Annotated in this window: 15 protein-coding genes and 1 riboswitch; of the genes, 4 read left to right on the top strand and 11 right to left on the bottom strand. The window is 39.4% G+C overall.

Annotated elements, in window-relative coordinates:
• The first annotated feature begins 118 nt into the window (after positions 1 to 118).
• Entirely contained in the window at positions 119 to 919 is an 801-nt protein-coding gene (gene suhB, locus QP437_RS01955) for an inositol-1-monophosphatase (protein ID WP_049355386.1), read from the top strand.
• Positions 920 to 963: 44 nt separating this feature from the next.
• Here the strand turns inward: suhB and bioB are convergent, their stop codons facing one another.
• The 9 genes from bioB to ompA all read right to left on the bottom strand — a co-directional run bounded on the left by bioB (position 964) and on the right by ompA (position 8,998).
• Positions 964 to 1,980 (bottom strand): biotin synthase BioB, encoded by a 1,017-nt coding sequence (gene bioB, locus QP437_RS01950; protein ID WP_102704187.1) that lies wholly within the window; start codon positions 1,978 to 1,980, stop codon positions 964 to 966.
• Positions 1,981 to 2,053: 73 nt separating this feature from the next.
• Positions 2,054 to 2,683, bottom strand: a complete 630-nt coding sequence (gene thiQ / locus QP437_RS01945; protein WP_285266759.1) for a thiamine ABC transporter ATP-binding protein — start codon at positions 2,681 to 2,683, stop codon at positions 2,054 to 2,056.
• Positions 2,676 to 4,280: a thiamine/thiamine pyrophosphate ABC transporter permease ThiP gene (gene thiP, locus QP437_RS01940; protein WP_285266758.1), complete on the bottom strand. Its 1,605-nt coding sequence runs from the start codon at positions 4,278 to 4,280 to the stop codon at positions 2,676 to 2,678. Before thiP ends, thiQ begins: the two co-directional genes overlap by 8 nt.
• Before the next feature lie 5 nt (positions 4,281 to 4,285).
• The gene (thiB, locus tag QP437_RS01935) at positions 4,286 to 5,284 is read right to left on the bottom strand and encodes a thiamine ABC transporter substrate binding subunit (RefSeq protein ID WP_285266757.1); all 999 of its coding nucleotides are present in this window, start codon (positions 5,282 to 5,284) and stop codon (positions 4,286 to 4,288) included.
• 35 nt (positions 5,285 to 5,319) lie between these two features.
• Positions 5,320 to 5,412, bottom strand: a riboswitch (TPP riboswitch).
• A 145-nt stretch (positions 5,413 to 5,557) separates the two neighbouring features.
• On the bottom strand, positions 5,558 to 5,884 hold the full coding sequence (gene grxD, locus QP437_RS01930) for a Grx4 family monothiol glutaredoxin (RefSeq protein ID WP_005699458.1): 327 nt from the start codon (positions 5,882 to 5,884) through the stop codon (positions 5,558 to 5,560).
• A gap of 75 nt (positions 5,885 to 5,959) precedes the next feature.
• Positions 5,960 to 6,760, bottom strand: coding sequence for a YgcG family protein (locus tag QP437_RS01925; protein ID WP_197542246.1), 801 nt, complete (start codon positions 6,758 to 6,760; stop codon positions 5,960 to 5,962).
• On the bottom strand, positions 6,753 to 7,202 hold the full coding sequence (locus QP437_RS01920; RefSeq protein ID WP_014065676.1) for a TPM domain-containing protein: 450 nt from the start codon (positions 7,200 to 7,202) through the stop codon (positions 6,753 to 6,755). Before QP437_RS01920 ends, QP437_RS01925 begins: the two co-directional genes overlap by 8 nt.
• 9 nt (positions 7,203 to 7,211) lie before the next feature.
• Complete coding sequence (locus QP437_RS01915) at positions 7,212 to 7,793, bottom strand: LemA family protein (RefSeq protein ID WP_178164160.1); 582 nt, start codon at positions 7,791 to 7,793, stop codon at positions 7,212 to 7,214.
• Positions 7,794 to 7,894: 101 nt separating this feature from the next.
• A complete protein-coding gene (gene ompA / locus QP437_RS01910) occupies positions 7,895 to 8,998 on the bottom strand; it encodes a porin OmpA (RefSeq protein ID WP_285266756.1) in 1,104 nt (367 codons plus the stop codon).
• A 406-nt stretch (positions 8,999 to 9,404) separates the two neighbouring features.
• Here ompA and QP437_RS01905 point away from each other — a divergent pair, with 406 nt between their 5' ends.
• The 3 genes from QP437_RS01905 to hemH are packed head-to-tail and all read left to right on the top strand — an operon-like array spanning position 9,405 to position 13,879.
• Positions 9,405 to 12,479, top strand: a complete 3,075-nt coding sequence (locus QP437_RS01905; RefSeq protein WP_285266755.1) for an FAD-binding and (Fe-S)-binding domain-containing protein — start codon at positions 9,405 to 9,407, stop codon at positions 12,477 to 12,479.
• Between the two features lie 15 nt (positions 12,480 to 12,494).
• On the top strand, positions 12,495 to 12,911 hold the full coding sequence (locus QP437_RS01900) for a hotdog fold thioesterase (protein WP_285266754.1): 417 nt from the start codon (positions 12,495 to 12,497) through the stop codon (positions 12,909 to 12,911).
• Positions 12,908 to 13,879 carry a ferrochelatase gene (gene hemH, locus QP437_RS01895; protein WP_285266753.1) on the top strand — a complete coding sequence of 324 codons (972 nt, stop codon included), beginning with the start codon at positions 12,908 to 12,910 and terminating at the stop codon, positions 13,877 to 13,879. The genes QP437_RS01900 and hemH overlap by 4 nt, the downstream gene beginning before the upstream one ends.
• A 70-nt stretch (positions 13,880 to 13,949) precedes the next feature.
• Here the strand turns inward: hemH and QP437_RS01890 are convergent, their stop codons facing one another.
• On the bottom strand, positions 13,950 to 14,180 hold the full coding sequence (locus tag QP437_RS01890; RefSeq protein ID WP_285266752.1) for a hypothetical protein: 231 nt from the start codon (positions 14,178 to 14,180) through the stop codon (positions 13,950 to 13,952).
• 102 nt (positions 14,181 to 14,282) lie between these two features.
• The gene (locus QP437_RS01885) at positions 14,283 to 15,326 is read right to left on the bottom strand and encodes a porin (RefSeq protein WP_285266751.1); all 1,044 of its coding nucleotides are present in this window, start codon (positions 15,324 to 15,326) and stop codon (positions 14,283 to 14,285) included.
• Positions 15,327 to 15,417: the final 91 nt, after the last annotated feature.

The following is a 15,417-nucleotide window of genomic DNA, read 5'->3' as shown; positions in this document are numbered from 1 at the left end:
GCAAATTTCCTTTAAAAAACGGGAAAAACCGTGAATTAAACATTTTCAACTGGCTATTTACTAAAACTCCCTTATAATAGGCGACCTATTTATCTGTTCTTTAAAATCTGGTGGAAATATGAATCCAATGTTAAATATCGCTATTCGTGCGGCACGAAAAGCGGGCAACGTGATTGCTAAAAACTATGAGCGCCGTGATGACATCCAAACAAGTAAAAAAGGTATTAATGATTATGTGACTAGCGTCGATAAAGCCGCTGAAGCTGAGATCATTGAAATCATTCAAAAATCTTATCCTGATCACACAATTATCAGTGAAGAACGTGGTGCATTAGAAGGCAAAGACAGTGATATTCAATGGGTGATTGATCCACTAGATGGCACAACCAACTTTGTAAAAGGTTTGCCACATTTCTCTGTTTCTATTGCTATCCGTGTAAAAAACCGTACCGAAGTCGGTGTGGTTTACGATCCTATTCGTAATGAATTATTCACTGCTGTGCGTGGTGAAGGCGCAAAATTAAATGAAGTGCGTTTACGTGTAGATAGCCAAAATGAACTTAACGGGGCGATTTTAGCCACCGGTTTCCCATTCAAACAACCAAGCTTGATGCCAACTCAATTTGCTATCATGAATAACTTAATTGATGAAGCAGCAGATTTCCGTCGTACGGGTTCCGCCGCATTAGACCTTTGCTATGTAGCATCCGGTCGCGTTGACGGTTATTTCGAAATGGGCTTAAAACCTTGGGATTGCGCAGCGGGTGATTTAATCGTGCGTGAAGCAGGCGGTTTAGTGTGTGATTTCAATGCGGGTCATGGCTATTTACGCTCAGGCAACATCGTGGCTGCACCAGCGCGTATTTTAAAAGAAATGCTAAATAAAATTCAACCTTGCCTAACTGAACAAGTGAAGTAAGCCTCAATAAAAAGTGCGGTGGATTTCACCGCACTTTTTTATGACTAATTTCTGTCGAGTGGCTTTCTATTTTCTTCCGTTTCCGGCTCAAGATCCAATTTTGCCATAAGAAGCTGATCGCCATCTTCTTCCGGATTACCTGTGACTAACAACTTGTCACCATAGAAAATGGAATTCGCTCCCGCCATAAAGCACATCGCTTGCATTTCTTCACTCATGCCTTGACGACCTGCAGAAAGACGAACATAACTTTTCGGCATAGTAATACGCGCAACAGCAATAGTGCGAACAAACTCTGTCCAATCTAAATCAGCTGCATCTGCCATTGGTGTACCTTCTACTTTCACTAATTGGTTAATTGGCACGGACTCTGGCTGCGGATCAAGATTTGCCAAACTTGCAATGAGACCAGCTCGCTCTTTACGGGTTTCGTTCATGCCCACAATACCGCCACAGCAAACTTTCAAACCGACACGACGAACTTTTCCTAACGTACTTAAACGATCATCAAAACGGCGTGTACCAATGACATTGTGATAATTCTCTGGCGCGGTATCAAGATTGTGGTTGTAATAATCCAATCCCGCATCTTTTAACTCTTCCGCCATACCATCTTGCAACAACCCAAAGGTACCGCAAGTTTCTAAACCAATATCTTTTACCGCACGAATAATCGCCGTCACTTTTTCCATATCTTTAGGCTTAGGACCACGCCATGCTGCGCCCATACAAAAACGTCCTGCACCACGTGCTTTAGCAATCTTGGCTTTTTCGACAATTTCATCAATATCCAAGATCTGCTGATTTTGTACGCCTGTTTGATAACGTGCTGATTGTGGGCAATAACCACAATCCTCTGGACAGCCACCCGTTTTAATCGACATCAACGTCGATAACTGTATTGCACCAGGGTTGAAATGCTCTCGATGCACTTGAGCCGCACGATAGACTAATTCTAAAAAAGGTGTTTCAAATAACGCTTCGACTTTACAAACAGACCAATACTCTACTGATGGATGGGGCGTAATAGATGAAAGCTGTACTACATTTGTTGTGGTCATTATATTTTCCTCGTTTAAGCTATGTAGCTTTTATTAAGTTGAGCATATTACTCTGTAATATGATAAAAAGAGATCAGATCACTTTTCCTTGATGAATTTCAATCACTCGATCAATATGCCGTTCAATTTCTTTGGGTTGATGCGTCACCAGTAACATGGTGAGTTTTTTCTCTTCACATAATTGATCCATTAAATCCTGCATTTCAATTCGTAGTTTAGGATCGAGTGCAGAAAATGGCTCATCCAATAATAAAATGGGTTTATCTCGTAGCAAACAGCGCGCCAATGCCACACGCTGTTTTTGTCCACCTGAAAGTGCGGTCGGTTTTCTTGTTAAAAAATCCTGTAAATTGACCGCACTTGCAGCTTGTTCAACAAGGGCTTTTTCTTCTGCATTTAAGGCTAAATTCGGTTTTAAACCTAAGGCAATATTCTCTTCCACAGAAAGATGAGTAAAGAGATTATTTTCCTGAAATAGCATGGAAACGGGGCGGTCAAAAGGTGCCGTTTGGGTATGATTTTTACCATTGAGCCAAATCTCGCCACTATCGGCATATTCAAAGCCAGCAATTAAATTCAGTAAGGTACTTTTTCCTGCGCCACTTTCACCAATGATGGCGATTTTTTCCTGGGCTTGAATCTGTAAATCAAATACCATCGGCATGGATTGATAATTGAAGACCACATTATCTAATTTAATCATGTTGTTCCTTCTGTCCTTCAATAAACATAAATAAACCTAAACATAAGCCCAATAAAATTAATGCTGTCACTGCCGCTTCTTGGCTTCGATATTGTCCGATTTGTTGATAAAGCAAATGAGGCAACGAAGTGAAGTCAGGGCTACCAAATAAGGCTATCGCTGTAAAATCACCGAGTGATAAGGTCGTCGCGAGCGCCAAAGCATATTTCAACGGGGCTTTTATTAGCGGATATTCAATTAAACGAAAACGCTGCCAGCCTGTAATATTCAGCGATAAACAGAGTTTTTCATAATATTGCATCGATTGATTCATTGGTATATTGAGAATTTTGATCACAAATGGCAAGGCAGCCAAGGCGTTACAAACAGATACCACTACAAATAAATGCCCTGCTGAAAAATCAATATCTTGCAACCAAAGGAATAAGCCTACCGCTAAAACGATTGTAGGAATGGCTAAAATCATCATGCCCCCCGTTAAAATTAAGTGAGCTAATTTCGGGTGATATAGCCATTGTAGCTGACGGGAAAGTAACAATAAGAAAAATCCAAATAATACCGATAAAATCCCTGCAGTCGGTGCCATGGTTAATGAATAAGTAAGTGCTTTCCATAATTGTGGATTTTGCCAATAGCCAAATAATTGGGTCGCAGACAAACCTTGGAAAACAATATTGAATAAGGGACTTAAAATAAATAAGCACACCGAGAATAAGACAAAAATATGTCCAAATTTGACCGCACTTGAAGAAGGCAAAACCCATCGATAACGTTGCGAAATCTGCGTTTCAGGTGCTTTTGCCCAATATTGTGAAAGCGAAAATAACGCAAAACAAAACGCAAATTGTACAAGCGCAAAAAGTGCGGCTTTGGGTAAATCGAATTCAAAGAAAATAGCTTGGTAAATCGCAACTTCTAATGTGCTGTTTTGTGGCCCACCACCAAGTGCCAATACAATCGTAAAGCTGGTGAAACACAGCATAAAAATCAGTACAAAGGCTGACACGATTTGGCTTTTCAAATAAGGCCATTCAATTAAGCGAAAAAATGTGAAACCTTTGATATTCAATTGTGCCGCGAGTTGATGCTGTTCGGTCGGTACACTTTGCAAAGCCTGCAAACTCATTCGTGCCGCTAAAGGAATATTAAAAAATAAATGAGCAATAAGAATGCCACTTAAACCATAAATGGAGGGTTTCCACGAAATACCTAAGGTTTGTAGCAGTTGTGTTAGCCAACCTGCCGTGCCATAAATCCCAATCAAACCGAAAATAGCCAGTAATGCTGGCAAAACAAAGGTGAGGGAAAAAATGCGTAAAATGAGCGATTTGCCTTTGAAATCTAAATAGAAAAAAGCACGCGCAAATAACATACCAATTATGCTAGAAAGCAAGGCTGACAAGAATGCCTGACCGAAACTAAAAGCGATAACTTGATGCAAATAATCGTCTTTTAAGAAATCAGATAAGGCATAATCACTTCCAACTGAAAAAACAGCAGAAAGTGAAAATCCATAGAGTAAAACAATGAAAAAAATGACCGCACTTCCGCCCAAATAATGGCGAGGACGAAAATGCGGATGTTGCAATAAGCGCATTAATACTACTTAGATAAGGCTTTTTGCCATTGATTGATCCAGCCTTTCAGCTGCTCACTTGTTACCGTTGTGGTATCTAAAATACGCATTGATTTTGCGCGAGAATTAAGCGCATCAATGTGACTTTCGATATTGGTCTCTACCACGGGTAACATCACATTATTTTTAGCAATATCCGCTTGAGCTTGCGGTGAAAGTAAGAATCCTAAAAATTCATCAGCACAGGCATTATTGCGGTTAGCCACTTTGGCTGCCACTTCAACTTGTAATACGCTACCCTCTGCAAATTCCGTTGCCACATAATTGTCTTTTTGTTCAGAAAGAATATGGTAAATCGGTGAAGTATTTACGCTTAAAACCACATCACCTTCGCCTTTTAAGAAGGCTCCATAAGACTCAGTCCAACCTTTGGTGACCGTGACCGTATGTTTAGAAAGGGTCTTCCAGGCATTTGCGACATCTGCTTCTGGATAAACTACATTCATCCAAAGTAATAAACCACGTCCAATACTGCTTGTACGCGGATCTTGATATAACACTTTAAGATCTTGACGCTCAACTAATTCTTTTAAGCTATTTGGTGGATTAGTCAGTTTATTTTTATCATAAATAAACGCGTATTGTGCATAATCGAATGGTAAGAACGTGTGATTTTCCCATTTAATTGGTAAACGTAACTGGCTTAAATCCACTTTATTTGGCTCAAAAATATTGAGTTTTTGAGCATCCTCAATTTGATAACTATCTAAACCGAGCACTACATCCGCTTTAATTTTTTTACCTTCTAGACGAACACGGTTAAACAAAGTGCCATTATTGTCAAAAGCCACATAATTCAGCTTACATTGCGGGAATTGTTGTTCAAAAGCTGCTTTTACTTTTGGTCCAGCACTCCAATCAGCACTAAATGAATCATAAGTATAAACATCTAATGTTTGAGGTGCAGCTTGTGCGAAAGCGGAAAAGGTGAAAAGTGCGGTTAAAATGGGAAGCGTTTTGTTCATTATGCGTTCTCCTTATTTTTGCATAACGAAACAGCATAATGAGATGATTAGTTTCCTACGCCAGCATTATCTGTTTCAGGTTCACGGGTGTTTCTCAGCCATTAATATTGGCACCCCGACTAAGTGCGATGTAGTCTAACGTAAGGGAATTTTATCAACAAGTTATTTAACTTAAAAATGTTAATCTGATCACATTTTTATAACAGGTTTATCATTTTTTAAGCAAAAGAAAACCTGCTAAAAAGCAGGTTTATCTTGGTAATCTATCGTCAATTAAGCTTGATGTTTAGCCGCTACTTCGCTTAATAAAGTTTGAAGTTCGCCAGCTTGATACATTTCTAAAATAATATCACAACCACCAATTAACTCACCTTCTACCCATAATTGTGGGAAAGTTGGCCAGTTTGCATAAGCCGGCAATTCAGCACGAATATCTGGGTGTTGAAGAATATCAACATAGCCGAAAGGCACTTTGCAATTCATTAATGCTTCAGATGCACGCGCAGAGAAACCACAAGAAGGTAATTTTGGTGAACCTTTCATGTAAATTAAGATTGGGTTTTCTGCGATTTGTTTTTTGATTTTGTCTAACGTTTCCATAATGTTCCTTGTTCAAATAAGTATGAATAGGGCGCTATTCTAGCATAAGATAGAACCTGAGTGAAAGACTTGGTCTTACCAACTTCCACCGGCTCCGCCGCCGCCAAAGCCACCGCCACCAAAGCCACCACCGGAAGAACCACCGCCCCCGAAGCCTCCACCAAATCCGCCTCCGAAACCGGAACCGCCACCACGGCGACGAGAAATCGTACTTTGACGAATGATTTTATTCAGTTGGTCACGTTGATTCGGGCTAATATATACTTCATCTTTGTGATATTGGAATTCACCAAATAATACAATAGCAATAAACGCCAATACCATTAAGAATGGGATGTACTTATCGAACGCATCTTCTTCAACTTGTGCCGCATCAAACTCGCCTTTACTTGCCGCAATAATTTGGTTTAAGCCATCATTAATACCTTGGGCATATTGGCCTTGTTTAAATTGTGGCAAAATTGCCGAACGGATGACTTGCGATAAAAAAGCATCTGGTAATACACCTTCTAAACCTTGCCCTGTTGCGATAAAAACTTTGCGATCATTTTTCGCAATCAGCATCAACACGCCATTGTTCAGATTTTTACGCCCAATGCCCCATTTATCACCTAAAGCAAAGGTATAATCAGCAATTTCATATTCACCGGTTGTCGGAACCAAAACAACAGCGATTTGTGAACTCGTTTCTTTACTATAAGCAATCAGTTTATTTTCTAAAATTTGCTTATGTTCTGATGAAAGTGTGTTGGTGTAATCGTTTATGTAATGGAAAGGATTTGGTGTAGGCGGAAATTCTGCCGCAACAACCATTTGAGCAAAAAAAACAAGGCTAAAAACAACCGCACTTTTCATAAAAGATAAAAGCTTAGCCATTAATAATTACCTCATTAGATAATTCATTCACATCATCAGGCTGAATAGGGAAATGGCGAGATAAAATATCACTGATACGATCAATCGCATCGACAATGCCTTGTGTATAAGCTTTTTGTTTAAACTGCTCAATCATTAAATCGCATTGTAACTGCCAATAAGCCACATCAACAAATTGATGAATACCTTTATCACCTACGATTGCACAGAGATGATTTTTATATCCCACATAAATCAACACAGCATTTTGTGCCGCTGTTTTATGCATTTCCAGTTCATCAAACACTTCTAAAGCACGTTCCATTGCAGACAGTTGTGCTGAAGCCTTTGGTACTTTGCGTTCAATATAAACACGTAACTCAGCCGAACTTAAGCTTTCGAGGCGACTAATCGCCGCCTCGATTTGCTTTTTATCTACCGGAATTCTGGAAAAGAATGGCATAGATAAACCTTAGTTAAAGTTTACAGTCGGTGCGTTTTCAGCGCCTGCAGCTGATTTAAAGTAAGGTTTAGCTTTAAAACCAAAAATCATTGCCGCTAATTTAGTTGGGAATTGACGTACTTTTTCATTATAAATACGTGCTGCTTCATTAAATTTATTACGAGCCACATTAATACGGTTTTCTGTACCTTCAAGTTGCGCTTGTAAGTTCATAAAGCCTTCGTTCGCTTTTAATTGTGGGTATTGTTCTACAGTAACAAGTAAACGAGATAATGCTGAACCCACTTGATTTTGGTTTTGTTGGAATTCGTTTAATTGTTCTTCTGTTAAATTAGATGGATCAATTTTAGTTTGTGTCGCTTTTGCACGAGCTTCTATTACATTGGTTAATGTCTGTTGTTCAAAATTAGCTTGACCTTTTACAGTATTCACTAAGTTTGGAATTAAATCAGCACGACGTTGATAAGATGATTCAACATTTGCCCAAACAGAATCAATTTCCGTTTCCGCTTTAACTAAGCCATTGTAGCTAGACATTAAGCCTAAACCTGCAGCAACGGCGATAATAATCAAGATAATCCACTTTTTCATTCAAAAATTCCTTCAATTATAGGTTTAATTTATATAAGAAAAGACCTAAACCGAAGTTTAGGTCTTCTAATGTTAATCCGTTAATGGATAACTAAATAAAATTATTTAGTACCGTTAACTGCGATTTCAACACGACGGTCTGGTGCTAAACAAGCGATAAGCGCTTTACGACCTTTAACCGCGTCACAAGTAGAACCTGTAACTGGGTTAGCTTTACCGTGACCAACTGCAGAGATGCTTTGAGCTGGAACACCTTTAGCTACTAAGTAGTTAGCTACAGAGTCTGCACGACGTTGTGATAATTTCACGTTTGGTGCATCTTTACCGATACGGTCAGTGTAACCAGCAACAGCTACGTTAGCGTTGTTAACTTGAGCGATTTCACCGTAGATACCGTCTAAAGTTGCTTTAGCTTGTGGTTTTAAGTTAGCTTTACCGAATGCGAAAGTTACATCAGAGCTTAAGCTGAAAGTTTTGCTTACAACTTCAGGTGCAACAACTGGAGCAGCACCTTGACCGAAACGGTAAGATAAACCAGCGTTGACAGAACCGATCCATGGGTTGTAGTCTACTGAGCTATTTGGACCTGTTTGAGTACGTAATTTACCCACGCGAGCTAACCATTGATATTCAAGACGTAATGCTAACTCTGGTAATGAAGGTAATGCATATTCGAAACCAGCAGCGAACACTGGAGAAACGCGTAGGCTGTGACGACCATATGCGTGCTCACGAGCACCAGTAGTTTCATCGTAGAATTTATAGTCAGAACGAACTAAAGCTGCACCAGCACGACCGTAGAAGTCTAAACCTTCTAAAGCAGAAGTTAAACCACCAAGACCATAGCTACCTTTTAAACTTAAGTGAGCACCGTGGTTAGTGTGTTTGAATACTACTTTACCAGCATCTTTGAATTTAACACGACCGAAGTCATCATAACCTAACTCTACCGCTAAACCTAAGTTATCACGGTTTAATACTTGGTAACCACCAAATACACCGTAAGTAACAGAGTTACGGTTGTAACCAGTACCGAAATCTAAGCTACGAGGGTTAGTAGCATCAGTGTTAGCTTTGATACCATCGTGGAAAGATGCATAACCAGCTTTAGCACCTGCATAGAAAGTGTTTTCTTGTGGAGCTGCTTGAGCTACTGAAGCTGCTGCTAAACCAGCAACGACTAATGCGATTGCAGTTTTTTTCATTTTGATGTCCTCTATTTAGTCATCGTTATTAATTAAGAAAAGTTTCCTTGTTTATTGTGAACTTTATAAAAAAGAAACACTCTAAACATTGCTTAACTAGGGTTTTGAATTTGCCCTAACTTATCCTTTTGACAAATTCAATTCCTTTGCCATAGCCAAAGGAACGTTCAAAAGTATGGCTATTATCCTATAAAAACATCAAAGATCAAACCTTTTTTACCTTTTTTGATTATTTTATAGACAAACAACCCCTGAAATGAACGTTCATTCACAAAAAACGGGTTAATTTTTAACCCGTTTTCTATTCTAACAAAAAATATCTTTTGTTCAAATCGACTTTTTTTTGAGCTTCATATATCATCAAATTCACTTTCTTCTCTATTTATATTTATGTGTGAGTGATTTTATGTTGCCCCGTCTTTCTAATGTGCCACAACTTAATAACGTGGTAAGTGATTATCTTAGCGAACTCCAAAAACAGCATTTTGAAGGTGATATTGCCTCAAATTATGCCGACCGTTTAAGTCTCGCTACGGATAACAGCGTCTATCAACAACTTCCACAGGCTATTTTGTTCCCTAAATCTGTTGCAGATGTGGTACGCATCACCAAATTAGCCAATAAAGAGAAATACCTTCAGCTGACCTTCACGCCTCGCGGTGGCGGCACGGGCACAAATGGGCAATCTATTAATAACAATATTATTGTGGATCTCTCTCGCCACATGACGGGCATTTTAGAGCTTAATATAGAAGAACGTTGGGTTCGCGTACAAGCAGGTGTAGTAAAAGACCAACTAAACCAATTTTTAAAACCTCACGGCTTATTCTTTGCGCCAGAACTCTCTACCAGTAATCGAGCAACCCTCGGTGGCATGATTAATACCGATGCTTCCGGTCAAGGCTCACTGCAATACGGAAAAACCTCTGATCACGTTTTAGCATTACGTTCTGTTTTAATGAATGGTGAAATATTAGATACAAGTGCGGTCAAATCTGGTGATGTTTTAGAAAACTACCCGCTTGCAGAAAATGGAAAAACGCTACACCAAACGATTTTCCAACGTTGTAAAGAGAAGCGCGCCTCAATCATTCAAGATTTACCACAACTGAATCGCTTTCTCACCGGTTACGATCTTAAGAATGTCTTTAATAAAGATGAAAGTGAATTTAATCTCACCCGAATTTTAACGGGGTCAGAAGGTTCACTTGCATTTATCTGCGAAGCTAAACTCAATTTATTGCCGATTCCTAAATATCGTACCTTAATTAATGTGAAGTACAGCTCATTTGATGCCGCACTTCGCAATGCGCCTTTTATGGTGAAAGCCAATGCCCTTTCAGTCGAAACCGTCGATTCCAAAGTGCTGAACCTTGCTAAGCAAGATATTATTTGGCATTCAGTGAAAGAACTTTTAACAGAAGAAGAACAAAATCCAATTCTTGGTTTAAACATTGTTGAATATGCGGGCAACAATCAAGCTAAAATCGACAGCCAAGTGACCGCACTTTGTCAGCAATTAGATGAAAAAATTGCACAAGGCAAAGATCATATTATCGGCTATCAACTTTGTTCTGACTTGCCTTCTATTGAACGTATTTACGCCATGCGTAAAAAAGCGGTGGGGCTATTGGGGAATGCGAAAGGTGCGGCCAAACCGATTCCTTTTGTGGAAGATACCTGTGTTCCACCAGAACATCTCGCTGATTACATTGCAGAATTTAGAGCCTTATTAGATAGTCACAATCTGCAATATGGGATGTTTGGCCATGTGGATGCTGGTGTATTGCACGTGCGCCCCGCTTTAGACTTATGCGATAAAGAACAAGTCAAACTCTTTAAACAAATTTCAGATGAGGTTGCTGAGCTAACAGTAAAATATGGCGGTTTGTTATGGGGGGAACACGGCAAAGGCGTACGTTCTCATTATGGCGAGAAATTCTTTACTCCCGAACTTTGGCAAGAATTGCGTTATGTGAAATTTTTATTTGACCCAAATAATCGTCTGAATCCAGGTAAAATCTGTACGCCACTTAATAGCGATGCGGAACTCTATTCCATTCTCTCGCCAATGCGTGCTGACAATGATCGCCAAATCCCGATTCAGATGCGAGACGAATTCAAAGGTGCGATGAACTGTAACGGTAATGGACTTTGCTTTAACTTTGATGAGCACAGCATTATGTGCCCTTCCATGAAAGTGAGTAAAAATCGCATATTCTCGCCAAAAGGACGAGCCGCGATGGTGCGTGAGTGGCTGCGATTGATGGCGAATGAAAACGTATCGCCTGATCAATTAGATTTTCATAAAACGCAAGTAAAACTGACCGCACTTGTGGAACGTTTCCGCAATAGCGTGCAGAAATGGCGTGGTGAATATGACTTCTCACATGAAGTAAAAGCGGCAATGGATACTTGTCTGGCTTGTAAAGCCTGTGCAAGCCAATGCCCGATTAAAATTGACGTACCAAGTTTCCGTGCGAAATTTTTCCATTTCTACCACAGTCGTTATTTGCGCCCAGCCAAAGATCATCTTGTAGCAAATTTAGAAGTTGCTGCACCTTATATGGCGAAACAACCGGCATTATTCAATTACTTTACCAAGCTGAAAGTCACTCAAAGCTTGGTTGAAAAAACGCTTGGCATGACTGATTTGCCTCTCCTTTCTGAGCCAAACCTTCAACAACAATTAGTGGAAATTGGTTATCAAGGCAAAAAATTAGAAGAATTGGAAGGTCTCAGTGCAACAGAAAAAGCCAATATGCTCTTTATCGTACAAGATCCTTATACCTCTTATTACGATGCCAAAGTAGTGCGAGACTTTGTCGTGCTCACACAAAAATTAGGATTCTCACCAATCCTTCTGCCTTTCAAACCCAATGGCAAAGCCATGCATATTAAAGGTTTTTTAGCTCGCTTTAGTAAAACCGCAAAAACACAAGCGGAATTTTTAAATCGCGTCGCTAAATTAAATGTGCCTTTGGTCGGCGTAGATCCAGCTATTGTGCTTTCTTATCGTGATGAATATAAAGAAGCATTAGGTGATTCTCGCGGTGATTTCCATGTACTCACAGCGCATGAATGGCTGACCAATCAGTTAGACTGTAACACATTACAAAGTGCGGTGAAAAATATCGCAAAATCTGACCGCACTTTTGAGTGGCATTTATTCCCTCATTGTACTGAATCCACCTTTATGCCAAACAGCCCAAAAGAATGGCAGTATATTTTTGCGCAATTTGGACAAACATTGAACGTTGAGAAAGTCGGCTGTTGTGGTATGGCGGGCGTATTTGGTCATGAGGTTCAAAATCAAACCATGTCAAAAGACATTTATGACGTATCTTGGGGCAAAAAATTACAAGGTAAAGATCCGAATCATTGTCTCGCAACTGGCTATTCTTGCCGTAGCCAAGTGAAGCGATATGAAAAAGCCATCTTAAAACACCCTGTTCAAGCATTGCTTGAGATTTTAAATTAGATCTAGGAAGAATATATGATTTGGAAAAAACACTTTACCCTTGAGCATCTTAATGAAATGGGGAAACATTGTGCTGTTGGGCATTTAGGTATTGAGATCTCAGCTTATGGTGAAAACTGGATTGAGGCAAAAATGCCTGTTGATCATCGCACCACTCAACCTTTCGGTTTATTACATGGTGGCGTATCTGTCGCGTTGGCTGAAACCATTGGCTCGCTGGCAGGATTTCTCAGCATAGAAGAAGGTCAAGTTGCCTTGGGATTAGACATCAACGCCAATCATCTTCGCCCTGTGAAAAAAGGTTTTGTGACGGCAAAGGCAACACCAATTGCTTTAAGTCAAAATACTCATGTTTGGCAAATTGACATTCGCGATGAACAAGATAAACTCTGTTGCGTTTCTCGATTAACGCTTTCTATCAAACATTTATGAATACAACAAAAAAAATCGGCATCATTTTAGCGAATCTTGGTACGCCAGATGCCCCTCAACCCGCGGCGATCTCTCGTTATTTGTGGGAATTTTTAATGGATCCTCGCGTGGTAGATTTACCTCGTTGGAAATGGTATCCCCTTTTAAAAGCCATTATTTTACCTATGCGTTCTAAACGCATTGCACGAAATTATCAATCTATTTGGACTGAACAAGGCTCTCCCCTGCTTGCCATTACCACGCAACAACAAGCGGGTTTACAAGCTTATTTGACTGAACAAGGTATCAATGCACAAGTCGAAATTGCCATGACTTACGGCAATCCTTCTATGCAAAGTGCGGTCAAAAATTTACTTAAAAATGATGTAGAACGCATGATTGTGTTGCCGCTTTATCCACAATATTCTAGCACCACAACAGGCGCATTAATCGATGCGTTTAATCGTGCCATTGCGCAAGAGCGCAATATTGTGCCTTTTGAGTTTATTCATTCTTATCATCTTGATGAAAACTACATTAATGCGTTGGTGGATTCCATCAAAGTGCGGTTAAAACCAGATGAGTTTTTGCTCTTTTCTTATCATGGTATTCCATTACGTTATGAGAATATGGGCGATTATTATCGTCAGCATTGTAAACAAACCACGATTGCCATTGTGGATAAACTCGGTTTAACCGAAAACCAATGGAATATGACCTTCCAATCTCGTTTTGGTCGTGAAGAATGGTTACAACCTTATACGGATCACTTTTTAGAAGAAGCCGCTTCTCAGGGTATTCAAAAAATCGCGGTAATTTGCCCAGGTTTTTCAGTGGATTGTTTAGAAACCTTAGAAGAAATTGAGGTTGAAAATAAAGAAACATTCTTAAATCATGGCGGTGTGTCTTATCACTATATCCCCGCATTGAATGCTGAAAAAGCACATATTGAAATGATGGGGAAATTGGTTTTGGATAAGTTGAAATAATTAAATCTCCCCCTAGTCCCCTCTTTGCGAAAGAGGGGGGATTTTAATGGCAAATAAATGCCCTCAGCTCTTAGCTATCCCTTAAAGATATTTCTAATAAAATCACTAAAAGCAACATCATAAAAAAGCCCCTCTTTTGTAAAGAGGGGTTGGGGAGATTAATTTTAAATAAATTGGAATAGTTAAATCTCCCTCCTACCCCCTCTTTACGAAAGAGGGGGAGCTTAATAGCCTCATAAACGTTCTCCGTTCTTAACTCTCTCAAATATATTCCTAATAAAATCATTAAAAGCAACATCATAAAAAAGCCCCTCTTTTGTAAAGAGGGGTTTGGGGAGATTTAAAAATAAACAAAAAGGCGAACCTTTCGATTCGCCTTCTAAGATTCTTATCTAATCAAAGATTAGAAGAATACACGCATACCTACACCGATAGCTCTGTCTTTAACTTTACCATCGTAAGAATCGTTAACGTACTCTTTAGTAGTCGCATATTTGCCTTCTACAAATAATACAACTTGTTTATGAAGTTTGTAGTCTGCACCAAGTAAGAAAGCGTGAGTTTTGTCTTTATCAGATTCACCTTTCACGCGTTCATATAGGTAGTTACCATATACTTGAGACATAGGGGTAACTTGATATGCAAAACCTGGAGATACATAGAATTTGTTTGTTTTGTCATCATTTTTCTTAGCATGTGCGTAACCAAAGTCACCAGTTAATGTGAAATCACCAAATTTATAGCCTAATGATGCTAAGAAACCATCTACACGGTGTTTATATGTTGCATTAGTTTCAAGGTTAGTGTGACCATAAGCGAAACGCGCATCTAAATCACCCGCTGTGTATAATGCACCTAAACCATATGCATTTTTAAGACCTGTTTTAAGCGGTTCACCTTTGTCATTATGACGTTGACCGAAGTTGTAGTTTGCACTTAATTGTAAACCTTCGATACCTTTATAGTCGTAACGTACTACACCAGTGCCTGAAGTTGGAATATATTTACCTTTTGGAATGAAACCATATTCATAGTCATTAGCTTGGCTTAAATCATCTGCAATAGTTAATTGACGACCGAATGTGATATCACCAGTTGCTTTGCTACCTAAACCTACATAAGCACGTTTAGCATAAAGGCTACCGAATTGATCACGAGATTCTGTATCATCAAAACGGAATTCTAAACGACCTAGCGCATAGAAATCGTTATCTAAGTTGTGTTTTACTGTGATACCGAAACGTGAACCTGCGTTACGTAAAGCAGAGTTAGCTTTTTTGGTTGAGTGGTTAGCGGCGTCGTACTCTTTTTTATCCGCTTTTTCTAAGATTAAACGAAGAGAACCGTTTAATTGAACGTTAGTACCTTCGTTATCATAAACTACTGCTGCGTTTGCTGCTGAAGCTGCAACTGCGGAAACGATTAATGCTGCTAGTGTCTTTTTCATAATTGTTATTCCTTTTGGTTGTTACCGATGATTTTTGATTGAAGCAATTTTTCATAAAAAAGCTCAATCTCCGAAATAGACGCCGCAAATA

It is taken from the genome of Haemophilus sp. UMB1048 (assembly GCF_030218125.1).
Taxonomy (GTDB): Bacteria; Pseudomonadota; Gammaproteobacteria; order Enterobacterales; family Pasteurellaceae; genus Haemophilus_D.
This window is presented reverse-complemented; position numbering and strand designations above follow the sequence as displayed.